At 72.6% G+C, this 25,508-nt stretch carries 15 protein-coding genes and 1 pseudogene; 5 read left to right on the forward strand and 11 right to left on the reverse strand.

Translation table 11 applies throughout. The features are described from left to right. Window positions 1-181: 181 nt before the first annotated feature. From ACIRFL_RS12555 to ACIRFL_RS12565, 3 genes are all read right to left on the reverse strand, one after another. Window positions 182-1,666, reverse strand: coding sequence for a serine/threonine-protein kinase (locus ACIRFL_RS12555; RefSeq protein WP_404027332.1), 1,485 nt, complete (start codon window positions 1,664-1,666; stop codon window positions 182-184). 38 nt (window positions 1,667-1,704) lie between these two features. Then, entirely contained in the window at window positions 1,705-2,445 is a 741-nt protein-coding gene (locus ACIRFL_RS12560; protein ID WP_404027098.1) for a hypothetical protein, read from the reverse strand. 192 nt (window positions 2,446-2,637) lie between these two features. Further along, the gene (locus ACIRFL_RS12565) at window positions 2,638-5,028 is read right to left on the reverse strand and encodes an N-6 DNA methylase (protein ID WP_404027101.1); all 2,391 of its coding nucleotides are present in this window, start codon (window positions 5,026-5,028) and stop codon (window positions 2,638-2,640) included. Window positions 5,029-5,231: 203 nt separating this feature from the next. On the opposite strand from ACIRFL_RS12565, the gene ACIRFL_RS12570 reads away from it, so the two are divergent. After that, window positions 5,232-5,981 carry a hypothetical protein gene (locus tag ACIRFL_RS12570; protein WP_404027103.1) on the forward strand — a complete coding sequence of 250 codons (750 nt, stop codon included), beginning with the start codon at window positions 5,232-5,234 and terminating at the stop codon, window positions 5,979-5,981. A 3-nt stretch (window positions 5,982-5,984) separates the two neighbouring features. Here ACIRFL_RS12570 and ACIRFL_RS12575 read toward each other — a convergent pair whose 3' ends face one another. The 4 genes from ACIRFL_RS12575 to ACIRFL_RS12590 all read right to left on the reverse strand — a co-directional run bounded on the left by ACIRFL_RS12575 (window position 5,985) and on the right by ACIRFL_RS12590 (window position 14,482). Beyond that, window positions 5,985-6,659: an HNH endonuclease family protein gene (locus ACIRFL_RS12575; RefSeq protein ID WP_404027335.1), complete on the reverse strand. Its 675-nt coding sequence runs from the start codon at window positions 6,657-6,659 to the stop codon at window positions 5,985-5,987. Window positions 6,660-7,217: 558 nt separating this feature from the next. Then, window positions 7,218-10,775, reverse strand: a complete 3,558-nt coding sequence (gene mfd / locus ACIRFL_RS12580; RefSeq protein WP_404027106.1) for a transcription-repair coupling factor — start codon at window positions 10,773-10,775, stop codon at window positions 7,218-7,220. Between the two features lie 357 nt (window positions 10,776-11,132). After that, the gene (locus ACIRFL_RS12585) at window positions 11,133-13,697 is read right to left on the reverse strand and encodes an ABC transporter permease (protein WP_404027108.1); all 2,565 of its coding nucleotides are present in this window, start codon (window positions 13,695-13,697) and stop codon (window positions 11,133-11,135) included. Further along, entirely contained in the window at window positions 13,694-14,482 is a 789-nt protein-coding gene (locus ACIRFL_RS12590) for an ABC transporter ATP-binding protein (protein WP_404027111.1), read from the reverse strand. The genes ACIRFL_RS12585 and ACIRFL_RS12590 overlap by 4 nt, the downstream gene beginning before the upstream one ends. Window positions 14,483-14,871: 389 nt before the next feature. Between ACIRFL_RS12590 and ACIRFL_RS12595 the strand changes: the two genes are divergently transcribed. Further along, a complete protein-coding gene (locus ACIRFL_RS12595; protein ID WP_404027112.1) occupies window positions 14,872-16,365 on the forward strand; it encodes an MFS transporter in 1,494 nt (497 codons plus the stop codon). A gap of 38 nt (window positions 16,366-16,403) precedes the next feature. Here ACIRFL_RS12595 and ACIRFL_RS12600 read toward each other — a convergent pair whose 3' ends face one another. The 3 genes from ACIRFL_RS12600 to ACIRFL_RS12610 form a co-directional block, all read right to left on the reverse strand. After that, complete coding sequence (locus ACIRFL_RS12600; protein WP_404027115.1) at window positions 16,404-17,291, reverse strand: cellulose-binding protein; 888 nt, start codon at window positions 17,289-17,291, stop codon at window positions 16,404-16,406. 144 nt (window positions 17,292-17,435) lie between these two features. Beyond that, a complete protein-coding gene (locus ACIRFL_RS12605) occupies window positions 17,436-20,411 on the reverse strand; it encodes an SUKH-4 family immunity protein (RefSeq protein ID WP_404027117.1) in 2,976 nt (991 codons plus the stop codon). 7 nt (window positions 20,412-20,418) lie between these two features. Then, window positions 20,419-21,417 carry an SMI1/KNR4 family protein gene (locus ACIRFL_RS12610; protein WP_404027119.1) on the reverse strand — a complete coding sequence of 333 codons (999 nt, stop codon included), beginning with the start codon at window positions 21,415-21,417 and terminating at the stop codon, window positions 20,419-20,421. 298 nt (window positions 21,418-21,715) lie between these two features. On the opposite strand from ACIRFL_RS12610, the gene ACIRFL_RS12615 reads away from it, so the two are divergent. Next, on the forward strand, window positions 21,716-22,267 hold the full coding sequence (locus ACIRFL_RS12615) for a YwqJ-related putative deaminase (protein ID WP_404027121.1): 552 nt from the start codon (window positions 21,716-21,718) through the stop codon (window positions 22,265-22,267). Window positions 22,268-22,389: 122 nt separating this feature from the next. Then, window positions 22,390-22,884: an SUKH-3 domain-containing protein gene (locus ACIRFL_RS12620; protein ID WP_404027123.1), complete on the forward strand. Its 495-nt coding sequence runs from the start codon at window positions 22,390-22,392 to the stop codon at window positions 22,882-22,884. 282 nt (window positions 22,885-23,166) lie between these two features. Here ACIRFL_RS12620 and ACIRFL_RS12625 read toward each other — a convergent pair whose 3' ends face one another. Then, window positions 23,167-24,480 carry a sensor histidine kinase gene (locus ACIRFL_RS12625; protein ID WP_404027126.1) on the reverse strand — a complete coding sequence of 438 codons (1,314 nt, stop codon included), beginning with the start codon at window positions 24,478-24,480 and terminating at the stop codon, window positions 23,167-23,169. 166 nt (window positions 24,481-24,646) lie between these two features. On the opposite strand from ACIRFL_RS12625, the pseudogene ACIRFL_RS12630 reads away from it, so the two are divergent. Next, window positions 24,647-25,504: pseudogene (locus ACIRFL_RS12630) on the forward strand (hypothetical protein). Window positions 25,505-25,508: the final 4 nt, after the last annotated feature.

A 25,508-nucleotide genomic window follows, 5' to 3' on the forward strand; every position in this document is an offset into this window, starting at 1 on the left:
CGCGGGCCGGCACACGCTGTCCGGCACACGCCGCGCACCCGCCCCGCACGCACTGTCTGGCATGCGCTGTCTGGCACGTACTGTCTGGCAAAAACGAACCGCAACCTATCCGGCCGCGTCCCTGGCTTCGGAAAACTCCGCCCCTGGAAGATCACAAGATTCCCACAGGAGTCGGCAAAGCCTAGCCGCGCACCTGTCCCAGCCACTGCAGGCTCCGTCTGACCTCGGCGGCCAGTGGGTGGCCTGGGCCATGCACCCGCTCCACATCGATCAGCAGCCGCGCGAGCGTGTCGTGGGCGGCGGGCCGGTCGCCGAGCGCGAGCAGCAGATGGCCGATGCGACGGCGCACGTCGTGGCCGAGCCGCGGGTCACCGGACACGTACTGGTTCTCGTAGTACGGCAGCAGTGCGCGGTACTCGGCGAGCGCCGCCGCCGCATCGCCGAGTTGTTCCAGGCACTGGGCGGCCTCGTAGCGGAAGCGCAGGGACTGCGGATCGGACGGGCCGGCCTCGGCGGCGCGCTCGTCGGCAAGGCGGCGCAGTTCGGGCAGCGCGCGCCGGTACTGGCCGTCGTCCATCAGCGTGGCCGCGTACTGCTTGCGCAGCGTGCGCACGACCGGTGAGTGCTCGCCGTGCTGCTCGGCGGCGGTCGGCAGGATCGCGCCGAGGATGTCGACGGCCTGGGTGATGCGGCCCTCGCCGAGCAGCCGCTTGACCTCGTCCACGGCGGCGGCGACATCGGGCCTGCCGGGGGCGGCCGGCACCGGGGCGGGTGAGGGCACGGGTGTGCGCGCGAGGTCCGGCCAGGGGGCGTGCGGGCGCAGGAAGGGGCGCGTGGGATCCAGCGGTTGCCCGGTCGGCGTGCCCCGCCCCGGCAGCAGCGGCGCCAGGTGTTCGTACACTTCCTGCGCGGACCCGGGGCGGTGCTGCGGATCCTTGGCGAGCAGACGCAGCACCAGCGCCTCCAGGGGCTCCGGCACCTCGGGGCGGATCCGGCGCACGGGCAGCGGCGGCTCGTACAGGTGCCGGTGCAGCACGCCGAGCGCCGTGGAACCCGCGAACGGCACGTCGCCGCTGAGCAGTTCGTGCAGCAGCACGCCGAGCGCGTACAGGTCGGTGTACGGGCCGACGGCACCGCCCATCGCCTGCTCGGGCGCCATGTACGCGGGCGAGCCGATCGGCGAGCCCGTGTGGGTCAGACGCGTGGTGTCCGTGTCCATCACGGAGGCGACGCCGAGGTCGAGGACGGTGACCGTACCGTCCTGCTTCACCATCACGTTGCGCGGCTTCAGGTCCCGGTGCACGATCGGCACCGCGTGCACGGCGCTCAGCACCGCGCACAGCTGCGCGGCGACGGCGACCGCCCACTGCCACGGGTACGGATCGTGCTCGGCGAGGTGGTCGGACAGGTCGGCGCCGTCGACGTACTGCATGACGAGGAACAGCTCCTCGCCCTCGCTGCCCGCGTCGTGCACGGTCACCAGGCCGGGGTGGTCGACCTGCGCGGTCACCCGGCACTCGCGTACGAACCGGCGGCGCAGTTCGTCGGCCTCCTGTCCGGCCACCTTGTCGGGGCGCAGCAGCTTCACCGCCACGCGCCGGTCGAGCCGCTGGTCGTACGCCGTCCAGACCTGGCCCATGCCGCCCTGCCCGATCAGCGTGGACAGTGCGTAGCGCCCGGCGACGACGCGTCCCGCCGCCACGCTCACCTTCCGCCTTCGCGGTCGCCGCCGTTGCCGTCCGTGGGTTGCCCGTCGTGCCTGCGCAGATAGTCGCTCAGCTCGTCGAGTTCGGCGCGCACCTGGTCGATGCGCGCGGGCGCCGGACGCGCGGGCGGCGCGGGTATCGGCGGCCGCGGCCCCGGCGGTCCGGCGGCCGGCGCGGGCGGTACGGGGGTGTGCGGGGCGGGGGTGTGCGGGGCGGGCGCGTGCGGTACGGGCGTGTGCGGGGCGGGCGCGTGCGGTACGGGCGTGTGCGGGGCGGGCGTGTGCGGCATCCGGGGCTGCGGCATCGCGGGGTGCGGCACGATCGGTACGGTCGTCCCGGTGAACGGCGGCTGCCCGTAGCCGTACCCCGGTGTCCGCGGCCCGTCGTGGGCCTCCTGGAGTCGCTGGAAGTGGCGTATGTCCGCGACCAGGTAGTACGCGGTCGAGGCCACGAGCGTGAAGAGCAGCACGGTGAGGCCCAGATAGCCGCCGGGGGTGTGGATCTCGTCACCCGGCTCGCTGCCCAGCAGCACCACGCTGAGCACATCGGCCGCCAAGACCGCCACCAGCAGGCCCCGGTCCAGCCCCCTGCGGGTCACGACGGCCAGGCGCAGCATCATCGCCCAGCTCAGAAAGCCCATGCTGACGAAGGCGAGCCCCACGAACAGCACACGCAGGAAGACCAGCCCCGCGGGGTGCGGCGGCTGCTTCACCGGCTGTGCATAGCCGTGGCCTTGCATGGCTGCTCCTGTGGTGCCTGAAGTGGGCGTACGTGCCCGCCGGCACGGTCCGCAGCGCGGGCGACGCCGGTCGGGCGATGTCGCTTCGAGCATATGACCCACCAGGGACAAGCGGTCCAACGTTGTGGACAGGGAGCTACCGAACCGTTGTCGACCCGCGGCGCCCGCGCCCGCCGCCCGGCACCGCCCGTCTCAGTCGGGCGCCACCGTGCCGTCGGTCAGACCGTCGTACATCCCGCGCACAAGGTGCTCGCCGAGTCGGCCCGCGCGCGCGAGCGCCCGCTCGAACTCGTCCAGGGCGCGGAAACGCGCCCCGTAGCGCCGCTGTTCGTCCAGCGGGAGCCGCGGCAGATGCAGGCGGCGCACGTCGAGACGGGTGGCGGTGGAGGCGTAGCTGCTGGCCTGCCGGTTGTTGGCGGTGCCGCGCAGGAAGCCGGCGAGGAACCACGGATCGAGCGCCGCCGGATCGGGACGCAGCAGCACGAGGTTGCGGCCCAGCGCGGCACCGGCCGTCGCGTCGTCGATCACCCGGACCACCGAGCCGCCGCCGAGCACCGGGACGACGATGTCGCCCGGTTCGGTCAGCACGGCTTCCTCGTCGCTCTCCGGGAGCGTCCCGGAGGGCCCGGTTCCGGCGAGGACGTCATGGTCGGTGAGGACGGGCACACGCGCGTGCCCGCCGTTGCCGCCCGTACGCATCAACAGGGCGCCCCCGCGCGCGAGTTCGCCGACCGTCGTCAGCGGCCTGCGCACCGGCCGCGCGAGGTCGGCGGGCGGCGGGGTGAGCGTGGCGGCCAGGCGCAGGCTCTCACCGAGCCGCTCCCGTACGTCCGTGAGCTGCTCCGCTCCGCCGGCCGCGGCCGGCGGCGGCAGATGCCGGGCGGGGGCGAGGTCGACGTCGTCGTCGAGCAGTTCGATCACCGGCACGGAACGCGCGAGCCCCGGCCGCTCCTCCAGTCGCCCCGCGCCTTCGAAGGCACGCCAGGCCTCCAGGACGGCGTCCCGCACCGCCTGCCAGTCCGGCCCGCCACGCCCCTGCGCGGCGAACCGCGCGGTGTCCACGAGCAGCGCCTCGGGCTGCGCGACGGCCCGGTCGGGGCGGCGCAGCACCCACACGTGCAGGGGAATGTTGTACGGCGGCGCCGCCCCGACCGGCAGCGCGACGACGGCCCGCAGCGCACCGCGGCGCAGCAGTTCGGCGCGGATCCGGCGGCCGGAGCGGCGGGATGCCGCGGCGGGCGGCATGAGCAGCACGGCGGTGCCGCCGTCCCGCAGCCGGGCGAGCGCGTGCTGCACCCAGGCCAGCTCGGACTCGGTGCGCGCCGGGAAGCCGTACTCCCAGCGGGGGTCGTAGGCGAGTTCGTCGTGGCCCCAGTTGCGCTCGTTGAACGGCGGATGGCACAGGACGGCGTCGGCGCGCAGCCACGGGTACGCGTCGGCGCGCAGGCTGTCGCCGGCCGCGCCGCGGACGGTCGCGCGGGTGTGCAGGGCGAGCCGGATCGCCGTGAGCGCGGCGAGGTCGGGGGCGCTGTCCTGGGCGTGCGGCTCCTGATCGGGGCGGGCGGTCACGGCACACAGCAGGGCGCCGGTGCCGCAGGCCGGGTCGAGCACGGTACGGGCGGGGCCCGCGAGGTCGGCCATGAGCCGGGCGAGTTCGGCCGGGGTGAGCGTGTACTGGCGCGGGTTGGCATCCAGGTGCCGCCCCAGCAGGAACTCGAACGTCCCCGGGGCGCCCGCCTCGGCCGCCATCTCTGCGACGCCGCGGAGCAACGGGGTGGAGGGAAACAGGTCAGGCCCGGTGGGCGCGTGAACCGCGGGGGCGGCATGTACGGCGGGCTGGAGGTTCACGGCGGCTGGGGGGTTCACAGCGGGCTGGGAGTTCACGTCAGCCGGAGTGTTCACGGCGGGCTGCGGGTTCACAGGCGGCCGGGTGTTCACGGGGGGCTGGGGGTTCACACCGGGCCGGGCGTTCACAGCGGACTGGGAGTTCACGCCACCACTGGCATTCACAGCGGCGCCCCGGTTCACAGCAGCGCCCGGGTTCACAGCAGCCTGAGGGTTCACACCGGGCCGGGTGTTCAGGGCCCGCCCGGTGTTCACGGCAGGCCGCGGGTTCACAGTGGGCCCGGTGTTCACACGGGTCGGGGCGCCGGCCGCGGAGTGCGTGTGCGGTGCTGCTCTGCGCGGCGCGCCGAAGCGCGGGGTCAACACCTGTTCCAGCGCGCCGGGCAGTTTCGCGGCCAGTCGCTCGTCGGTGCCGGCGCTCGCGTCCCGCCAGAGTTCGGGCCGTTCATGGATCAGCAGGAGTACGCACCCCGCGTGCACCAGGGCGGTGACCGGGCCCGCGGGGTGTCCAGCGAGCTGTTGCCAGACGCGTTCGCGCAGCGGGACCTCGGCGAGTTTGCCCTGCTTGCGCAGCCATGCCTCGACCTCGGCCAGGGCGAAGGAGGGGCTGGTCTCGGTGCCGCCGACCGGCTTGGGGAAGTCGGCGTGCCGGCGACGCCAGTTGCTGACGGCGGCACGGCCGACGCCGGCGAGCCGCGCGATGCCCGCCGCGGTCACTTCCGTCGCGTTGTCCTGCATGCGCCCCAACTCCCTCGTCGGTGTGTGACGCCGAGCATAGCGATGTTTACATGATCCACCCCTTCACGCCCGTGTACAAATAGCATTGCGTGAATCATGTTGACTCGGTTCACAAGCTCTGCTCTTATTGACTCACCGAACAGGACCGTTCGTTGGACCGTTCGTCGTCCATCCGCCCCTTCTCACTTCACCGAGGAACCTCCATGCGTCGCACCGCACTCGCCGTTCTCTGTCTCGCCGCCGTGAGCGCCGCGGGGCTCACCGGCTGTCAATCGGGGCAGGACAAGGCGGACAGCAAACCGAAGGAGCCGTTCGCCGGACTGACCGGAGGGGAGATCGCCGACCGGGCGATGAAGGCCACCACCGGTGCCTCGTCGTTGCGGATGACGGGCGACATCGCCGACGACGCCTCCGACGGCACCATCCGGATCGACATGGCCCTGGACAAGAAGGGCGAGTGCGCCGGCACCCTGAGCCTGGACGGACAGGGCAAGGCCGATCTGATCAAGACCGGCGCCACCGTCTACATGAAGTACGACGAGGCGTTCCTGCGCGCCCAGAGCAAGGGCGAGTCCAAGGCCGACACCGACGCGGCCGTGGCGATGCTGGCCGGCAAGTGGACCAGGATGTCCGCGAAGGGCCAGGACGCCAAGGACATCGCCGGTTTCTGCGACCTGGGGTCGGTGCTCTCGGGCGCGGACGACGTCCGCTCGGACGCCACCCGCGGGAAGACGTCCACCGTCGCGGGCACGCCCGCGATCGTCCTGCACGAGAAGGACGGCAAGGACCGGTACACGCTGTACGTCGCCACCGAGGGCGAGCCGTATCTGCTGAAGGTCGACGGCGGCTCCGCGAAGGACGCGGTGCGCCTCACCTTCAGCGACTACGACCGGCCCGTGCCGGCGAAGAAGCCGGCCGGCAAGATCCTCGACCTGGACGCGCTCGGCGGCTGAGGCTCAGCGCGCGTGGAAGCGCTCCGGTGCCTTGGTCGGGTTGCCGCCGGAGGGCAGTTTCTGGTCCGGGCAGGCGGCGAGCACCTTCTTCATGGCGGCCTGTTCCGAGGCGGTGACCCACAGCTCGTACTTCTGCTTCACGGCGACCTGGGCGGCGACGTACGCGCACCGGTAGGACTTGTTGGGCGGCAGCCAGGTCGCCGTGTCGCCGTCGCCCTTGCCGCGGTTGGTGCTCGCGTCGACGGCGATCAGGTTGAGCGGGTCGTTGGCGAGGGCTATGCGCTTGCCGGCGTCCCAGTACTTGGCGCCCTTCTGCCAGGCGTCCGAGAGGGCGACGACGTGGTCGATGTCCACCTGGCTGCGACCGCGCCGGTAGGTGATGTCCTTGCCGGAGTACGGATCGGGTTCCAGCAGGCCGTAGGAGACCTTGCAGTCGCCGTCGGTGAACTTCACGTCCTTCAGGTCGCGTTTGAGGATGTCGTCGCGGGTGTTGCAGGAGTTGGAGTCGGTGTCGGCCCAGGCCGAGCCGAACCGGTCGCGGGCGTAACCGGTCTTCGGGGCGCGCCCCTTGACGGTCAGTGACTCCGCGGCGGCCAGGGCCGCGCCCCCGCCGCCCGTGCCCTCGGCCCCGGAGGATCCGTCCGTCTGCAGCTCCGTGCAGCCGGCCACGGCAAGCATCACGACGGCGGCGGTGACGGCCCCGCCCCTCAGACGCCCCACGGCGCGTCCCCCTTGGGTTCCTCTGCTCCGCCCCGGCGTGGAGCGGATCCTTGCTGGTGACACGGTAGCCGCCGACGGATGGACAGCGCAGAGGGCTCAAAGGGGCGTTGGGGGCGAACAGGGCGTATCGCCGGTGGCACGTCGGCGACTTGTGGGTCGACTCACACCCCACCGCCCCGGCAGCCGCCCCGCACGCAGCCCACCCCGACGCCAACGACCCACTCCACCCCCGGCCCACCGCAGACCCCACCGCCAGGCACCCCGCCACACACCCGGCCCGCCGACCTCACCGCCAGGCACCCCGCCCCCATCCAGCCCACCATCGACGCCACCCGACCCGGAGCCGACCCACATCCGGCCCACCGCCCCGGAACCGAACCACCGCCCCGGAACCGACCCACCACCGGCTCCACCCGACCCGGAACCGAACCACCGCCGACGCCGTCCGCCCCGGAACCGCCCCGCGCCCGGCGTCGTTGGTCCCGTGCCCGCCGGACGGCGTCCCGTGGGGTGGGGTTATGAGCCCAGGATGGTGGCCAGGAACTCGCCGACCCAGGACAGCAGTTCGCGGCCGACCAGTGGCTTGCCGCCCACCTTCGCCGTCTTCGGGCGGGGGACCAGGATCTGGTGGACGGCCGGCTTGATGACCGTCCCCGGGTACAGCCGCTTGACCCGCAGCTCCTGCGACTCGCGCAACTCCACCGGCGCGAAACGGATGTTGTTGCCCTGCAGAACGATCTCGCCGACCCCGCACGCCCGCGCCAGCATCCTGAGCCCGGCCACCAGCAGTAGGTTCTCCACCGGTTCGGGCAACTTGCCGTAGCGGTCGACCAGTTCCTCGCGTACGGACGTGATGTCGGCCTCCGAGTTGGCGGAGGCGATGGACCGGTACGCCTGGAGACGCAACCGCTCGCCGGGCGCGTAGTCGTGCGGGACGTGCGCGTCGACGGGCAGCTCGATCTTGACCTCCAGCGGCGGCTCCTCCTCGATCGCGCCGGTCTCCAGCTGCCGCCGGTAGTCGGCGACGGCCTCGCCCACCATGCGCACGTACAGGTCGAAGCCGACGCCCGCGATATGGCCGGACTGCTCGCCGCCGAGCAGGTTCCCGGCGCCGCGGATCTCCAGGTCCTTCATCGCGACATACATGCCGGCGCCCATCTCGGTGTGCTGGGCGATGGTCGCGAGCCGTTCGTGCGCGGTCTCCGTCAGCGGCTTCTCCGGCGGGTAGAGGAAGTACGCGTATCCCCGCTCCCTGCCCCGGCCCACGCGCCCGCGCAGCTGGTGCAGCTGGGACAGGCCGAAGGTGTCGCCGCGCTCCACGATCAGGGTGTTGGCGTTGGAGATGTCGATGCCGGACTCGACGATCGTCGTGGACACCAGCACGTCGAACTTCTTCTCCCAGAAGTCGACGACGACCTGTTCCAGCGTCGACTCCGACATCTGGCCGTGCGCGGTGGCGATGCGCGCCTCGGGGACGATCTCCCGCAGCCGGGCGGCGGCCCGGTCGATCGACTCGACCCGGTTGTGGATGTAGAAGACCTGGCCCTCGCGCAGCAGTTCGCGGCGGATCGCGGCGCCGATCTGCTTCTGCTCGTAGGGCCCGACGAAGGTCAGCACCGGGTGCCGCTCCTCCGGCGGGGTGGTGATCGTGGACATCTCGCGGATGCCGGTGACCGCCATCTCCAGGGTGCGCGGGATCGGGGTCGCGGACATCGTCAGGACGTCGACGTTGGCGCGCAGCTTCTTCAGCTGCTCCTTGTGCTCGACGCCGAAGCGCTGCTCCTCGTCGACGATGACCAGGCCGAGGTCCTTGAACTTGGTCTCGGCGGAGAAGAGGCGGTGGGTGCCGATGACGACGTCCACGGAGCCGTCCCGCAGGCCCTCCAGGACGGCCTTGGCCTCGGTGTCGGTCTGGAAGCGGGACAGGGCGCGCACGTTCACCGGGAACTGGGCGTAGCGTTCGCCGAACGTCCCGAAGTGCTGCTGCACCAGCAGGGTGGTCGGCACGAGCACCGCGACCTGCTTGCCGTCCTGCACCGCCTTGAAGGCGGCCCGCACCGCGATCTCAGTCTTGCCGTAGCCGACGTCGCCGCAGATCAGGCGGTCCATCGGGACCGACTTCTCCATGTCCTCCTTGACTTCGGAGATCGTGGTCAGCTGGTCGGGGGTCTCGGCGTAGGGGAAGGCGTCCTCCAGTTCGCGCTGCCAGGGGGTGTCCCCGCCGAAGGCGTGCCCGGGTGCGGCCATCCGCGCGCTGTACAGCTTGATCAGGTCGGCGGCGATCTCCTTGACGGCCTTCTTCGCGCGTGCCTTGGTCTTCGTCCAGTCGGCGCCGCCCAGGCGGTGCAGGGTGGGTGCCTCGCCGCCGACGTACTTGGTGATCTGCTCCAGCTGGTCGGTGGGGATGTAGAGGCGGTCGCCGGGCTGGCCGCGCTTGGCGGGGGCGTACTCGACCACCAGGTACTCGCGGGTGGCGCCCTGCACGGTGCGCTGGACCATCTCGATGTAGCGGCCGACGCCGTGCTGCTCGTGGACGATGTAGTCGCCCGTCTCCAGGGTCAGCGGGTCGATGGTCTTGCGGCGGCGGGCGGGCATGCGGGCGCCGTCCTTGCCGGCCGCTTTCTGCCCGGACAGGTCGGTCTCGGTGAGGACGGCGAGCCGCAGCACCGGGTCCACGAAGCCGTAGTCGATGGAGCCGCAGGCCACGTGCACGACGGACGGTGCGATCTGCCCGAGGTCGACATCCAGGCGGGCCGCGACGCCCTCGTTGCCGAGCACTTCGACCGTGCGGGCGGCCGGTCCGTGGCCTTCGGTGACGAAGACGGTGCGCCAGCCGTCGGCGAGCCAGCCCTTGGTGTCGGCGAGCGCCTTGGCGGTGTCGCCGCGGTAGGTGTCCGGCGCGTGCATGCCCAGCTGGAGGGTGTCGGCGTCGCCCGTCGGGTCGGCGGCCGACGTCAGCGACTCGTCGGCGGCGAACGGGGACACCGACCACCACATCATGCCCAGCTCGCGGGCCCGGTCCCGGATGTCCGCGAGGGACCACAGGGAGGCCGCGCCGACGTCGATGGGGGCCTCTCCGCCGCCGGCGGTGGCCGCCCAGGACGCCTGAAGGAACTCCTGTGAGGTGGCGACGAGGTCGGCGGCACGCGTGCGGACCCGCTCCGGGTCGCAGACGAGGCTCATGGCGCCGGCGGGCAGGACGTCGAGCAGCAGCTCCATGTCGTCGACCAGGACGGGGGCCAGGGACTCCATGCCCTCGACCGCGATGCCCTCGGCGATCTTCCCGAGGAGTTCGCCCAGCTCGGGGTGTTCCTCGGCGAGGGTACGCGCACGCGTGCGTACGTCGTCCGTGAGCAGCAGCTCGCGGCAGGGAGGCGCCCACAGGCCGTGCTCGGCGACCTCGAGGGAGCGCTGGTCGGCGACCTTGAAGTAGCGGATCTCCTCGACGTCGTCGCCCCAGAACTCGACGCGCAGGGGGTGCTCCTCGGTGGGCGGGAACACATCGAGGATGCCGCCGCGCACCGCGAACTCGCCGCGCTTCTCGACCAGTTCCACGCGCGCGTAGGCGGCGGCGCCGAGGGCGTCCACGATCTCGTTCAGGTCGGCGTTCTGGCCGCTCCTCAAGGCCACCGGTTCGAGGTCGCCGAGGCCCTTGACCTGCGGTTGCAGCACGGAGCGCACGGGGGCGACGACGACGGAGACCGGGCCGGTCTCCGGGTCGTCCAGGCTGGGGTGGGCGAGGCGGCGCAGCACGGCGAGGCGGCGGCCGACGGTGTCGCTGCGCGGGCTGAGCCGCTCGTGCGGAAGGGTCTCCCAGGAGGGGTACTCCACGACGCCCTCCGCCGGCAGCAGCGAGCGGAGCGCGGCGGCCAGGTCCTCGGCCTCGCGGCCGGTGGCCGTCACGGCGAGCACGGGGCGGCCGGTCTCGCGGGCCAGGGCGGCGATCGCGAAGGGGCGGGCCGCCGGGGGGCCGACCAGGTCGACGTGGGTGCGGTTGCCGTCGGCCGCCGCCTTGATCGCTTCCGCGAGGGCGGCGTCCTTGACGACGGCGTCGAGCAGACCGTGCAGGCTCATGGAGGGGTGTCCGTCCTGGAAGGGGCAACGCGAATCACCCGACACGCTGCGCGGGCCGGGGGTCTCCAGCCTACGACGCCCGAGTGACGTTCACCCGCGAGTGCGATCGCTGTGACGGTGCGTGAAGGATCACGGCCAGCGCCGCCGCCGTGTTCATAAGCCCCAGTGAGCCGGCCCAGCTGGAGGATCAACTGGCGCCGGCCAGGTCGTCGGCATCCCGCAGGACGAGGCACGCGCCCGCCTCGGGCTGGGCCGCCGGTGACCAGACGATGACGAGGGGCCCGGGGCCGGGGAGTTCTCGTTTCCCGGCGCCGGGCCCTTCCCCCGCAACCCCCGTCTGCGGTGGTCCTGACGGCGTCACTCCGTGGCGATCGCGTTCAGTACGTTCATGCGGCCCGCGCGGAACGCCGGGATCAGCGCGGCGAACAGGCCCACGAAGGCGGAGCCGACGAAGACGCCGATGATCGTCGGCCAGGGGATGTCCAGGACGCCCAGGCCCTCCAGGGCGAGCAGCTTCTGGGCGGTGGTGCCCCAGCCCATGCCCAGGCCGAGACCGAGGAGGGCGCCGAAGAGGGCGATGACCACGGACTCCATGCGGATCATGCGACGCAGCTGGCGGCGGGAGAGACCGATGGCCCGCATCAGGCCGATCTCCCGGGTCCTCTCGACCACCGACAGCGCCAGGGTGTTCACCACGCCCAGCACCGCGACGATGATCGCCAGGGCGAGCAGGCCGTAGACCATGTTCAGGAGCTGGCCGACCTGGTCCTTCAGTTCCTGCTTGTAGTCGGTCTGGTCCCTGACCTGGTACGTCGGGTACTTCTTCAGCGCGCTCTTCAGGGCTGCGTACGCCTGCTTCTCCTGGCCCTTCTCCGCCTTCGCGAACATGATCACGTTCGGCGGGATCTGGCTCTTGGGCAGGTACTTCTCCATCGTGGCGATGCTGGTGTAGCGGGCGCCCTGGTCGATCGCGCTGGAGTCGTCGGTGATCGCGGCCACCTTCAGGCGGGCCGTTCGGCCACCCTTGAAGGCGACGGTGAGGGTGTCGCCGACGTGCACGTCGTGCTTCTTCGCGTAGTCGGAGCCCACCGACATCGCGTCGCTGCCGTAGGCGTCCTTCAGGGTGCCCTCGGTGGTCGGGCGGCGCAGATCGTCGGCGTACGTCGGATCCGCGGCGGTGATGCCGGAGTCGTCCACCTTGCCGTCGGGCGAGGTGAGGGTGGCGTCGAGGGCCTTGTAGCGGGTGACGTGGGCCAGGCCCGGGGCCTGCTCCATGGCCTTCTCCGCCTGCGGCACGATCGGCTGGTTGCCCTCGACGATGAAGTCCGCGCCGACCGACTTGTCCAGTTCGCTGGTGGCGGAGGCGACCATGGAGGAGCCGACCACCGACAGGCAGGCGACCAGCGCGAGGCCGATCATCAGGGCGGCGCCGGTGGCTCCGGTGCGCCGCGGGTTGCGCAGGGCGTTGCGTTCGGCCATCCGGCCGACCGGGCCGAAGGCCCGCAGCAGCACCGCGCTGATCACCCGGACCACACCGCCGGCCAGCAGCGGACCGATGACGACGAAGCCGATCAGGGTCAGCACGATGCCCAGGCCGAGGACGAGCGCGCCGTCGCTCGCCTTGTCGGCGGTGGCCGCCGCGTACAGGGCGGCACCGCCGGCGCCGGTCAGCACCAGGCCGATCAGGCCGCGCACCAGGCCCGCCCGGCCGTCGGCCGGGGTGCCGGCGTCGCGCAGCGCGGCCATCGGGGAGACCTTGCCGGCACGCCGGGCCGGCAGATAGGCGGCCAGCACGGTGACGACCACGCCGAGCACCAGGCCCACCACCGGGGTGGTGGCCTTGACGGTCAGGTCCCGGGTGGACAGTTCCATGCCCGCCGCGCCCATGAGCTTCATGAGGCCGACCGCGATGCCGACGCCGGCGCCGACGCCGAGGACCGAGCCGACGAAGCCGAGCAGCAGCGCCTCGACCAGCACCGACCGGTTGACCTGCCGGCGGGAGGAGCCGATGGCCCGCATCAGGCCGATCTCGCGGGTGCGCTGGGCGACCAGCATCGAGAAGGTGTTGATGATCAGGAAGATGCCCACCAGGAACGCGATCCCGGCGAAGCCGAGCATGGCGTACTTGATGACGTCCATGAAGGAGCCGACGTCCTTGCGGTTCTCGTCGGCGTTCTCCTTGGCCGTCTGGAACTTGTACGGCCCGCCGAGCGCGCCCGCGACGTTCTGCTTGAGCTGCGCGTCGGAGACGCCGGCCGCGGCGGTGACGTTGAACTGGGTGTAGCGGCCGGTGCTGCCGAGCAGGTGGCGCTGGGCGGTGGGGGTGTCGAAGTAGACGATGGCGGCGCCGGGGTTGGTCACCTTGAAGGTGGCGATGCCGGCGATCCGGGCGGTGAAGTCGCCCCGCTGGGTGATGGTGCGCAGTTCGTCGCCGAGCCCCAGGTGGTGCTTGTCGGCGGTGTCGGCGTCGACCATCATCTCGGTCGGACCGCGCGGGGCGTGCCCGGAGGTGATCTCCATGGAACGCAGGTCGCTGCTGGTCCAGTTGCCCGCGATGGTGGGGGCGCCGGTGGTGGAGCCCATGTTCTCGTTGTCACCGTCGACCACGGTCACGCTCATCGAACTGACCGCGCCCTCGGCGGACTTGACACCGTCGACGGTCTTGACCCGGTCCAGGGTGGCGGCGGGCAGCGACAGCGGCACGCCGTTCTGCGGGGTCTCCTCGCTCTTGGCGTCCTTGGGCGAGACGGTGACATCGGACGCGGTCACCGAGAACAGCTTGTCGAACGTCGTGTTCATGGTGTCGGTGAACACCAGCGTGCCGCACACGAACGCGACCGACAGCAGGACGGCGACCGCCGACAGCGCCATGCGTCCCTTGTGCGCGAAGAAGTTGCGCAGCGACGTCTTCAGGACGGTCATGACGTGCGCCCCCGGGCGTCGAAGTCCTTCATGCGGTCGAGGACCTGGTCGGCGGTCGGCTGGTACATCTCGTCGACGATGCGGCCGTCGGCGAGGTAGAGGACCCGGTCCGCGTACGAGGCGGCCACCGGGTCGTGGGTGACCATCACGATGGTCTGGCCCAGTTCGTCGACCGACCGGCGCAGAAAGCCCAGCACCTCGGCGCCCGCCCGGGAGTCGAGGTTTCCGGTCGGCTCGTCACCGAAGATGATCTCGGGGCGGGCGGCCAGCGCGCGGGCCACGGCGACCCGCTGCTGCTGTCCGCCGGAGAGCTGGGTGGGCCGGTGCTTGAGCCGTCCGGCCAGGCCGACGGTCTCCACCACCCGGTCCAGCCACGCCTTGTCGGGCTTGCGCCCGGCGATGTCCATGGGAAGGGTGATGTTCTCGATCGCGTTCAGCGTCGGCAGCAGGTTGAACGCCTGGAAGATGAACCCGATCCGGTCCCGGCGCAGTTGGGTGAGCTTCTTGTCCTTCAGGCCGGTGATCTCGGTCTCGTCCAGGTGGATCTGCCCGCTGGTGACCGTGTCGAGTCCGGCGAGGCAGTGCATCAGGGTGGACTTGCCGGACCCCGAGGGGCCCATGATCGCGGTGAACTGGCCGCGGGCGATGTCCACGTCGACGTGGTCGAGGGCGACGACCCGGGTCTCCCCGGAGCCGTACGCCTTGACGACCTGCCGCGCCCGCGCGGCAACGGCCGTACGCCCTCCAGTGCCCCCGTGCCTGGGAATGGTCACAGCCGATGTCACGGTAAGTCTCCTATGTCGGTTTGCGCTTGGGTGGCGCGAAACGGTACGTCGATGAGTCTGATGGCCGGCAAGGGGTCCGCGCGCTGGTGCACAGCCCCGTCTTCTCCTGGGGAAAACCCCACCCCTGCCGTGCGGCGAGCCGCCCCCCAGCGGCGTAGGACCAGGTTAAGGACGACGGCGTACGGCTCTCGTCCTCCGCCGGGACGAACCCTGCCCGGGCCTCAGTACGGAGGTACCCCTAGGGGCCGTCCACCGCCGGGTGGACACCTTCTCGGGGTCGGGTCCACCCTTCGGCCAAGGAAGCCTCCACCCTGCCGTCGCGTCAGGGTCAAGTGGGAAGCTGTCGTACGCCGGACGGATGTACAGGGAAACCAGTCAGGGGGACCGCGGTGGACAGCACGAGACCCGTGACACGGGACGCCGCTCAGCAGACCGGGACGAGCCGCCGGGGCGCGGTGGTCGCCGCGCTGATGCTCGCGATGGCACTGGCGGCGCTCGACTCCACCATCGTCTCCACGGCCGTCCCGCAGATCGTCGGCGACCTCGGCGGCTTCTCCGTCTTCTCCTGGCTGTTCTCCGGCTATCTGCTCGCCGTCACCGTCACCCTGCCCGTCTACGGCAAGCTCTCCGACACCTTCGGCCGCAAACCGGTCCTGGTCGCGGGCGCGGCCGTCTTCCTGGCCGGCTCGCTGCTGTGCGCGCTCGCCTGGAACATGGGAGCGCTGATCGCGTTCCGCATCGTGCAGGGCCTGGGCGGCGGGGCGCTGCAGGGCACGGTGCAGACCCTCGCGGCCGATCTGTACCCGCTGAAGGAACGCCCGAAGATCCAGTCCAAGCTGTCCACGGTGTGGGCGGTGTCGGCGGTCGCAGGCCCGGGGCTCGGCGGGGTACTGGCGGCCTACGCGGACTGGCGGTGGATCTTCCTGGTCAACCTGCCCATCGGCGCGGCGGCCCTGTGGCTGATCGTCCGTCACCTCCACGAACCCGCACGCGCGCCGCGCACGCCCCCGCGCATCGACTGGGCGGGCGCGCTGGCGGTGTTCGCGTGCGGCGGGGCCCTGCTGACCGCGCTGGTGCAGGGCGGGGTGGCGTGGGCGTGGCTGTCCGCGCCGTCACTCGCCCTGTTCGCCACGGGCCTCGCCCTGGTCGCGGTCGTGGTGTGGGTGGAGCGCCGGGCGGCGGAGCCGATCATCCCCGGCTGGGTGTGGCGGCGCCGTACCATCGCCGCGGTCAACGTCGCGCTGGGCGCGCTCGGCCTGCTGATGGTGGCACCCACGGTGTTCCTGCCGACGTACGCGCAGTCGGTACTCGGCCTGGCCCCGGTGGCCGCCGGATTCGTGCTCTCCGTATGGACCCTGACCTGGCCGGTGTCCGCGGCGCTGAGCCAGCACGTGTACCGGCGCATCGGCTTTCGCGACACCGCGCTGCTCGGCATCGGCACGGCGGCGCTGATCCTGTTCGCGTTCCCCCTCCTGCCGTACCCGGGCGCCGCCTGGCAGCCGACGCTGCTGATGCTGCTGCTCGGCGCCGCGCTCGGCCTGTTCCAGCTGCCGCTGATCGTCGGCGTCCAGTCCACGGTGGGCTGGGCGGAACGCGGCACCGCCACCGCCTCCGTCCTGTTCTGCCGCCAGACCGGCCAGACCGTCGGCGCCGCCGTGTTCGGCGCGGTCGCCAACGGCGTACTGGCCGCCCGGCTGGGCGGCACGGGCGACCTGGACACGGTGACCCGCTCCCTGGACTCCGGCGCCGCCGCGGACTCCACCCGGCGCGCCGTCGCCGAGGCGGTGCACGCGGTGTACCTCGGAGCGGCCTGCGCGGCGGCCCTGGCCTTCCTGGCCCTGCTGCTCCTCGCGCCCCGCCGCTTCCCCGTCCTGAACGACTGATCCCGGCGCCCGACGGCCCCCGGCGCCGTACGGCCCGGTCACTCCCAGGCGGTACGCCCGGTCAGGGACGTGAGGCTGTCGCGCACACAGTCCATCTGCGCCTGCATCTCGTCCCACACCTCGCTGTGCTCGCGCAGCACCCGCTCGGTCTCCCGCGCGATGTGCTCCTGCCGCACCCGCGCCTGCGCAAGGATCTCGGCGGCACGCGCGTGTGCCTCGTCCTGACACCGCCGGGCCGCCTCCCGCGCCTGGCCGATCTCCCGCTGCGCCACGGCCAGCGCGGCCTCGGCCCGGACCACCGCCTCGGCGTCCCCGCTCTCCCGCGCCGCCGCCCGCTCAAGCTCCTCCTGCTCCGCCCCCGCCCACCGCGCCGCATGCTCCTTGGCCTGCTCGGCGAGCATCGCGGCGGTCCGCTGCCGCACCTCCCGCAGCGCCGCAAGCGCCTCACCACGCCACTCCTTGACCGCACGCCGGGCCCCGACGCGCACATCGTCCGCCTCGGCCTGCGCCGCCAGCAGCCGCCGGCGGACCCGCTCCTCGGCCTCCGCACGCACCGCGTCCGCCTCCTCCTGGGCCGCCCGGCGCACCCCGAGCGCATGCTCCCCGGCCCGGGCCACCTCCTCCCGCAGCACACCCCGAGCGCACTCCCGCAGGGCCGCCGCCTCCTCCTGCGCCAGCTGGAAGATACGGCACGCGTTCTCCCCGAGCGTCTCGTACGTCTGCGGAGCGAGCCGCGCGACCGTCTCGCCCAGCCGCTCCACCTCCGCCTCCATGTCCCTGGCGAGTACGGTCAGCCGCGCGGCCCGCTCCCACGCGGCGTCCCGCTCCGCCGAGAGCGCCGCCGTGTACGCGTCCACCTGCTCGGGGCGGTAGCCGCGCCCGCGGACGGTCAGGAAGCCGTGCGATGGCACCGATGCCCTGTTCATCCTGGAACCTCTCTCCGCCGAACACACACGAAATGATGATTTCGCGCAGATCAGGATGAATCAGGTGTAAGCGCCGTGACACGCAAAGGGGGCCGGGTCCGATCACTCGACCGGACCCGGCCCCCCGGGCTCACCAGCGCGCGGCTACAACAGGCCGTCCCACATCTGCTCCAGCAGCACCGACCACCAGCTCTCCGGCGAACCGAGCGCCGCCGGGTCGAGGGAGGCGAGCTGCGCCTGGAAATCGACGGTCCAGCGACCCGCCTGCTCCTGGTTCAGGCCGTACCGCAGCCGCCACATCCGGCCGAGCAGTGCCAGACAGCGCGCGAACTCCGGCAGACCGGTGTTCACGAACTGCGGCGGCACCGGCGCCCCGCCCGGCCCCGCCTCCACCGGCACGGCCACGATGTTCGCCGTGCCGTACTGCACACAGACCGCCCGGCCGAAGTCGGTGCCCATCACCAGATAGGAACCCGCGTCCGCGGCGGGCTGCACCCCGCGCTCCTGCGCCAGCTCCGCCAGCGTCGGCACCGGACGGCCCGGCTGGGCCTGCGCCCAGAAGAACGGGCCCATGTCCACCGGCAGCCCCGCCACGACCAGCGTGTGCGCCACCACCGGCGGCACGCCCTGCCGGGACACCGCGGCCTGCTCGAAGTGGAACACGCCCGGCCCGAACGCCGCCGCCAGCTCCTGCGCGACCCCCTCCGGCGGGACCGGCGGCGCGGCCTGCACCGGGGGCAGCGGCGCCCGCACCGGCGCCGGCCGCGCGGGACCGTCCGCCACCTGGTGCAACTCGCCCTGGTGCGCGAGCAGTTGCTGCATGCCCTGCTGCCGGCTCGCATGGTCCGTGCCGTACGGCGCGATGCTCGTGATGCGCGCCTGCGGCCACTGCTCGCGGATCATCCGCGCGCAGTAGGCGCCCGGCAGCTCACAGGACTCCAGCTCCGTGTGCAGCTCAAGCACCTGGTCCGGCGGGACGCTCATGGCGCGCAGCTCGTGGAAGATCTGCCACTCCGGGTGCGGCGTGCCCGGCGCCGAGCGCCGGATCAGCTGCTGCTCGGAACCGTCCTGCGCGCGGTAGCGCAGCACGGCCTGATACCCAGGGCCGACCGTCGGCGGCGCCTGCTGCGGATAGCCGTACGCGGGCGGCGGGACCGCGCCGGGCGGCGCCGGCGGGGCACCCGGGGGCACACCGGGAGCGCCCGGCGCACCGGGTACGCCGTGGGGCGGCGGAGGCATGCCGGGACCGCCCACCGGGGGCGCGGCCAGCACGGTCTCGGCATGGTGCACGGGAGTCGGCTGCGGGGCACCGCCGACGGGAGGCACACCCGGAACACCCGGCGGATTCGGCGCGCCAGGGGGCTGCGGCGCTCCGGGAGGCTGCGGGGCTCCCGGAGGCTGCGGAGGGCCGGGCGGGTTCGGCGCACCCGGGGCGCCCGGAGGCTGCGGCGCTCCGGGGCGCTGCGGGGCTCCGCCGCCCGTGCCGCCGCCCGCCATCCGGCTCGGGTCGGCCAGCACGGTCGCCGCGTGGTGCACGCTGCCGGGAGAGGCGTCGCCCGGGGCACCCGGCGGGTTCGGGGCGCCGGGTCCGGTGCCGCCGGGTCCGTCCGGGCCGAGCGACGACACGAGCTGCGTCGGTACGTACCCGCCGGGCGGCGCGGCCGGCCCACCCGGCGGCGGCGTGCTTCCCGGCCGTACGCCCGGGGTGCCCGGAGCGCCCGGCGGCGGAGGCGGCGCGCCCATGCCGCCACCACGACGCGGCGGCGCGGCCTTGCTCGTGGCGGCGTCCGCGATGTCCCCCGCGGCGGCCGGAGGCGCGGGACTGCCCTGCGGGACCCCCGACGGCGGCGGAGTGCTGCCGCCCTGCGGCGGTGGACTGCCCTGCGGGAACCCCGGAGGCGGCGGCGTGGCGGGGCCCTGCGCAGGCGGCGGGGTGCCGGGGCCACCCGGACCCTGCGGATAGCCGTACGGGGGCGCACCGGGCGGATGCGGAGGCGTGCTGCCCGCTGCGCTCGGCGGAGGCGGAGCCGTGGTCCCCGACGCGCCCGGCACGGACGGAGGCATGCTCCCCTGCCCACCCGGCGGTGGCGGAGCCGTGGTCCCCGACGCGCCCGGCACGGACGGAGGCATGCTGCCCTGCCCACCCGGCGGAGGCGGAGCCATGTTCCCTGGCCCACCCGGCACAGGCGGCGGCATGCTGCCCGGCGGAGGCGGCGTGTTGCCCGGCGCGGGCGACGGAGGCGTGTTGCCCGGCGCACCCGGCGGAGGCGGAGCCATGTTCCCCGGCCCGCCCTGCACAGGCGCAGGCCTGCTCCCCGGTGCGGGCGGCGGCGTGCTGCCCTGGGGGCCCGGCGGGTTCGGGGCGTCGACGGCCGGCGCGACCGTCGTGCGCGGCAGCTGGCTGCCGCCCGACATCAGCGCCGTCTTGGCGTCCGGCGCGGCGGCGGGCGGCGCGGCGTCGTCGTCCGAGTCACCCACCGGCGACGAGAACACCGTCGCCGGCAGCGGCACCGACCGGTCCTCACCCGCGTCCGCGTTGGTGTCCGTACCCGCCCAGGGCGTCGCGCCCACCGGCGCGCCGGGCGCCACTCGCCCGGCACCACCCTCGGCACCGCCCCCGGCGGCCGGCCACGCAGCACCGGAACCGTCCCCCGCACCGGGCGCCGCATCGGACGCGGACGGCCCGACCGGAACCCCGGCCTGCGTCTCGGGCAGCGCGCCGCCACCCGCCGCCCGCCGATCCGGAATGCCCAGCTTGTCCGCCGCCTCCTGAAGCCACTCCGGTGGACTCAACAAGAACGACGTCTGATTGAGATCCACCCGCGCCGCGGGCGCCGGCGGCGCATCGGCCACGCCCGCCTCACGGCCGTACTCCTCCTCGTACCGGCGGATCACCTCACCCACCGGCAGCGCCGGCCACAGCGTGGCCTCACCACTGTCCCGGGCGATCACCAGCCGCTGCCCGCCCGCGTCCGAACGCGGACCCTCCGCCCGGTCCTCCCCCCACACCACGAAACCGAGTTCGAACTCCCGCACCCGCACCTCACGATGCTGATACGCGGGCACGTCCCCGTTGATCCACTCCTCCGCGCGCTCCTGCGCCTGCGCAAACGTCACCATCGAAAGCTCACTCCCCCGCAGACCCGGCCGACACCACCGGCACCGCACGCGCGAAGCCGCCGTCCACCATCAGGTTCGCCACCGTATCCAGCTCCGGCGGACTGCCCGCGAGCCGCGACAAAAAGGCATCGAAGTCCTCACCGCACGGCAGCAGCAGCCGCGCCACCCGCTCCGCCGGCGGCCACGCCGGGTCCACGTCCCGCGCGTCGTCGTACGCGCAGAACCACACCGAACCCGTCCGCTCACCCTTGACCTTCACCGCGAGCAGCCCGCCCTGCACAAAGGCCACACCCAGATAGTCCTTGGTCAGATGGTCCCGCAGGCACTTGTTCACGTACACCAGGTCATTGACCGCCGCCTCGTCCCGCACCGTGAAGAACGGCTGGTCCAGCAGCAGCCCCAACTCCGCGTCCAGCGCCGTACCCACCGGCGCACAACCGCCCGCCGCCTTCAGGAACGAACGGTACGCGCCGGGCAGCCGGTACCCCAGGTCCTCCTCGACCCCCTGCACCTGCTGCTCCGTCACCGCCACCCCCGACTTCGGCAGCCCGAAATGCGCCGGACGCGTCTCCTGCAACGGCCGCGTGCCCCGCTTGCCCTGGTCGACACGGGCCGTGGCGATCCCACCGTGGTGCCGCAGCAGCGCCTTCACCTCGACCGGAACCAGTTCGAGCCGCCGCGAACCCGCCACGTGATGCCAGGTCCAGCCGTGCGGCGTGGCCACCTCCGGGACCGTGTCCCACAACTCGTGCCCCGCCGCCGACAGGGCCGCGTTCGCCGACACATAGTCCGTCAGCCGCAGTTCGTCGACACCGAAACCCTCCGGCGGATCGGCGATCTCCGCCGCCGCACGCGCATACGGCGAGAAGTCGGGATACCCGCGCTCGTCGACCCGTACCCCTCTCGGGTGGCGCGCCGCCCGAACCGGATCCGGGAAGTGCACGACCTGCCCGGCATAGGCCGCGTTCGGCGGCGCGGCTTGTTGCCCGAGCCGACCTGTCGTCATGGCGGTTGCCCCCTGCGGCACTCTGTACGAGCCGCGACCGCACCACGCACGGCGCGCCACGACCCGTATCCGACTGTCTCTCCAACGTCACCGACGCGTTGACCGCGCCCATCGCGGTGCCGACAGCCTATGCGGTACACGGACACCGGTCACCGGGCCTCCGCTTCCGTGACCAGAGGTCACCACACCGTGACAGCTCACCCAAGCCCGGGCGTGTCGCGCCGCCCCAGCTTCCGCACCCGCCACGGCATTTGGCACTCTGTGTCCTTCGGGGGGACGCCCGGGAGGGAAAACGATCATGAACTCGACGCAGACCGGACCGCAGGCGAACGCCCGCGCCGACGCGCGGGCCGGCGGCACCGACAGCCCCTCCGGCGACCCCCGCATCGGCTGGAGCCACACCGAGTCGCCCCAGGTGCCCGCCCTCCTCCACCGACGCGACGGCATCCTGCCGACCGTCGCCGCCGCCCTGTCCGTACGCGGCGCCACCCTCACCGGCACCGCCGCCCGCGGCGACCAGACCCCGGCCCTGCACCCGCTCGTCCAGGACTTCCTCGACACCCTCACCAGCGACCAGCGGGACCGCTTCACCGGCCGCTGCGCCGAGACCATCCTCATCTCCCGCCACATCGCCGCCGCCGACGCCGCACGCAGCAAGCGCGCCGCCCGCAAACCGATGACCAACGGCGAAGCCCGCAAAGCCCTCAAGCAGGCCAAGCTCACCACCCGCTGGATACGCGAGGACGGCGACCCCCTGCACGGCAGCTTCGCCGCACCCTGCCGCGCCTGCACCGCCCTGAGCGCCCACTTCGGCGTCCGCGTCGTCGACCCCGCCACGACGGACCGCTGAACACCCCAGGGCCGGCCTCCGTACCCCTCCCCGACACCCCCGCCACCAGCACCCTCAGCACCGCACACCCGCACGACCGGAACCACCCGTACCACCGCAAGATCTCGACGAACGAAGGGCAGATGCACACCGACCGCACCACCTCCACCCGCTTCGCCGTGCCCGTCGACGCCGCCCTGCGCGCCGCCGGCTGGCAGCCCGGACGCTGGGACATAAAACAGGCCGAAGTCTGGGCCGACGCCCTGCGCGCCCATATCTCACCGGCCGGCCACCGGCACGCCGTCTTCCCCGCGGCCGTCGAAGCCTGGGCCGAATTCGGCGGACTGCGCATCGCACCCACCGGCCCCGGCCGACAGATCGCACCCGCCGCACTGCACCTCGAACCGCTGCACGGCCTGCACCTCGCCCGCACCCTCGGCGACCTCGGCCGCGCCCTGGACACCGAACTGTGCCCACTCGGCGAGGAGACCGACACCGGCGCACTGCTCGCCATCGACGCCGAAGGCCGCGTCTACACCCTCGACCACACCGGCGACTGGTACCTCGGCCCGGACATCGACCGCGCCCTCACCACACTCATCGCGGGCACACAACCCACCCGCCTGACAGCGGCCTGACCCACCCGACCGCCCCCACGACGGACACCCGGCCCGACCCACGACACCCGGGCCGCACGCCCCGAACCGGCCCGAGCCCGGACGCACGCCCCGAACCGGCCCGAGCCCGGACGCACGAACCGGGACGCACGAGCCCCGACGCACGAACCGGCCAGCCGGACACACGACGCAATCCGGACATTCAGGGACTCTGGACATAAGGGGAATCCGCGCCCGGACGCACGCGGCGCGGCCCACCGCCCGAAGCACAGGGACCGCCCAGCGACACGCGGGCCGCGAAGGTCACACCGCCGGAATCACCGCCGACACCCGGAAACCCCCCGCATCCGTCGGACCCGACACAAAAACGCCGCCCAGCGCCACGACCCGCTCCCGCATCCCCAGCAGACCGTTGCCACCGGACGGCAACCGCGCCGCCGACGCCGACCCCGGCTCCGGCGGCGGCTCGTTCTCCACCTGCATCGCGACCTCCGCACCGCGATGCGCCAACCGCACATGCGTCTTCGCACCCGCCGCATGCTTGTGCACGTTCGTCAACGCCTCCTGCACCACCCGGTACGCCGTCTGCTCGACCTCCCGCGCATACGACCGCCACTCACCCTCCACCGACAGACTCACCACCATGCCCGCCGCCGCCGACTGCCCGATCAACTCGTCCAGCTCCGACAGACACGGCCCCTCCCCCGCACCCTCCTCGGCCGCCGCCCGCGACGCAGCCGCCGCGGCAACCGCCTCCACAGCCGCAAGCGGCACCGGCTCCGCACGCCGCACCGAACCGTCCCCCGACCGCAACACCCCCAGCATCTCCCGCAGTTCCGTCAACGCCTGCCGCCCCATGTCCCCGACCAGAGCCGCGTTCTTCACGACCTTCTCCGGATCCTTGCGCGCCACCGCCTGCAACGCCGCCGCATGCACCACCATCAGACTCACCCGATGCGCGACCACGTCATGCATCTCCCGCGCGATCCGCGTGCGCTCCTCGTTACGCGCCCACTCGGCCCGCTCCTCGGCCCGCTCCGCAAGCAACTGCAGCTCACGCTCCAGACTGTCCGCCCGCTCCCGCAAGCTCTCCATCAGCCGCCGCCGCGCCCCCACATACAGACCCAGCAGCACCGGAGGCGCCGTCATACCCAGCGACGTCGTGATCGACGCGAACGGCTCGAACCAGTCACCGAGCGTCAGATCCCCGCGCGCCATGTCCTGCCGCACCCGCACAAACGTGACGATCATCGTCCCGACGAACGACATACCGGCCAGCGCCACGATGATCCGGCGCGGCAGCTCGGCGGCGGCCAGGGTGTACAGGCCGACGAGACCCATCAGGAAACCCATCTGCGCCGGCGTGATCGCGATCGCCACCAGCACCACGGCGATCGGCCACTTCCTGCGCAGCACCAGCACCGAACCGGCCAGCAGACCGAACAGCACCCCGGCCGGCACCGGGATCCCCGCGTCCCGCGCGAACGGCACGCCCTCCGCCGCGCACTCCGCGGCCGACACCACCGCGAGGCCGCCGTCGAGCAGTGCGCTGCGCCACCTCGCCCACCACCACTGCCCGGTCACGGCCGTCGCGTGGTCTTCCCCCGTCGTGGTCATGCGTCCAGCCTACGGGCGGCGGGCGCCGCTTTTCGGGTGAGTTTTGCGTACCCGCTCACACCACACTCCGTGAGCGCACCGTTGCGAAGCCTCCCCGTATCCCTCGAACTGGTGAACCATCCCCGTTCGACTCCGGAACGACCCATTCCGGCCGGACGGTATGCCCATGGCACATCCACCCGGCAAATACACCGACTTCGAAGTCCTACGCGAACAGGCGATCGCGCTACGGCGGACAGGGCTCAGCCGTCGTCAGATCCGCGACCGGCTGCACATCGGCAACAACGACCTCCTCAACCGCCTCCTGGAGGGCGAGCCACCCCCGGAATGGACGAAACGCCCGAACGCCAAGGACGACCTACGCGAAAAGGCACGAGAACTCCGCCTCCAGGGCTGGACGTACGACCAGATCGAGGCAGAGTTGGGCTGCTCGAAGAGTTCGGTCTCCCTGTGAGTACGGGACCTCCCCAAGCCGGAGCGCAAGCGCCCCCGCCAGGAAGCGGCGGCCATCGCCAAGAAGGGCTGGGAGGCGAGGCTCCGCCTCCGCGACGAGGAACGGCAGCAGACGAAGAACGCCGCCCGCGACTCCATCGGCAACCTCTCACCCCGCGAGCTGTTCCTGGTCGGGGTCGGCCTCTACTGGGCCGAGGGCAGCAAGGACAAGCCGTACGCCCGCCGTGAGAACGTCACCTTCGTCAACAGCGACCCCGGGATGATCAGGGTCTTCCTCGCCTGGCTCGACCTACTCGGCGTCGAGCGCGAGCGGCACCGCTACGCCGTCATGATCCACGAGAGCGCGGACGTGGCGGCTGCCGAGCAGTACTGGGCCGAACTCATCGGCGCCGACGGCGCCCTGTTCAACAAGACGACGCTGAAGAAGCACAACCCCAAGACGGTCCGCAAAAACACCGGCGACGGCTATCACGGCCGCCTCGTGATCAAAGTCTTGAAGAGCGCCGACTTGTACCGTCGCATCGAGGGCTGGTGGTGCGGCATAGTAGGTGTCGCGACCTCAGCGGAGTAGGCAA

This window comes from Streptomyces sp. NPDC102462, from assembly GCF_044765425.1.
Classification (GTDB): domain Bacteria; phylum Actinomycetota; class Actinomycetes; order Streptomycetales; family Streptomycetaceae; genus Streptomyces.

Excerpts from the sequence above, each read along its gene's own strand:
- ACIRFL_RS12560 (WP_404027098.1), bottom strand. The coding sequence starts at position 2,445 with ATGCAAGGCCACGGCTATGCACAGCCGGTGAAGCAGCCGCCGCACCCC.
- ACIRFL_RS12605 (WP_404027117.1), bottom strand. The coding sequence starts at position 20,411 with ATGGTGACGTTTGCGCAGGCGCAGGAGCGCGCGGAGGAGTGGATCAAC.
- ACIRFL_RS12610 (WP_404027119.1), bottom strand. The coding sequence starts at position 21,417 with ATGACGACAGGTCGGCTCGGGCAACAAGCCGCGCCGCCGAACGCGGCC.
- ACIRFL_RS12570 (WP_404027103.1), top strand. The coding sequence starts at position 5,232 with ATGCGTCGCACCGCACTCGCCGTTCTCTGTCTCGCCGCCGTGAGCGCC.
- ACIRFL_RS12565 (WP_404027101.1), bottom strand. The coding sequence starts at position 5,028 with ATGCAGGACAACGCGACGGAAGTGACCGCGGCGGGCATCGCGCGGCTC.
- ACIRFL_RS12620 (WP_404027123.1), top strand. The coding sequence starts at position 22,390 with ATGCACACCGACCGCACCACCTCCACCCGCTTCGCCGTGCCCGTCGAC.
- mfd (WP_404027106.1), bottom strand. The coding sequence starts at position 10,775 with ATGAGCCTGCACGGTCTGCTCGACGCCGTCGTCAAGGACGCCGCCCTC.
- ACIRFL_RS12600 (WP_404027115.1), bottom strand. The coding sequence starts at position 17,291 with ATGAACAGGGCATCGGTGCCATCGCACGGCTTCCTGACCGTCCGCGGG.
- ACIRFL_RS12585 (WP_404027108.1), bottom strand. The coding sequence starts at position 13,697 with ATGACCGTCCTGAAGACGTCGCTGCGCAACTTCTTCGCGCACAAGGGA.
- ACIRFL_RS12575 (WP_404027335.1), bottom strand. The coding sequence starts at position 6,659 with ATGCTTGCCGTGGCCGGCTGCACGGAGCTGCAGACGGACGGATCCTCC.
- ACIRFL_RS12615 (WP_404027121.1), top strand. The coding sequence starts at position 21,716 with ATGAACTCGACGCAGACCGGACCGCAGGCGAACGCCCGCGCCGACGCG.
- ACIRFL_RS12625 (WP_404027126.1), bottom strand. The coding sequence starts at position 24,480 with ATGACCACGACGGGGGAAGACCACGCGACGGCCGTGACCGGGCAGTGG.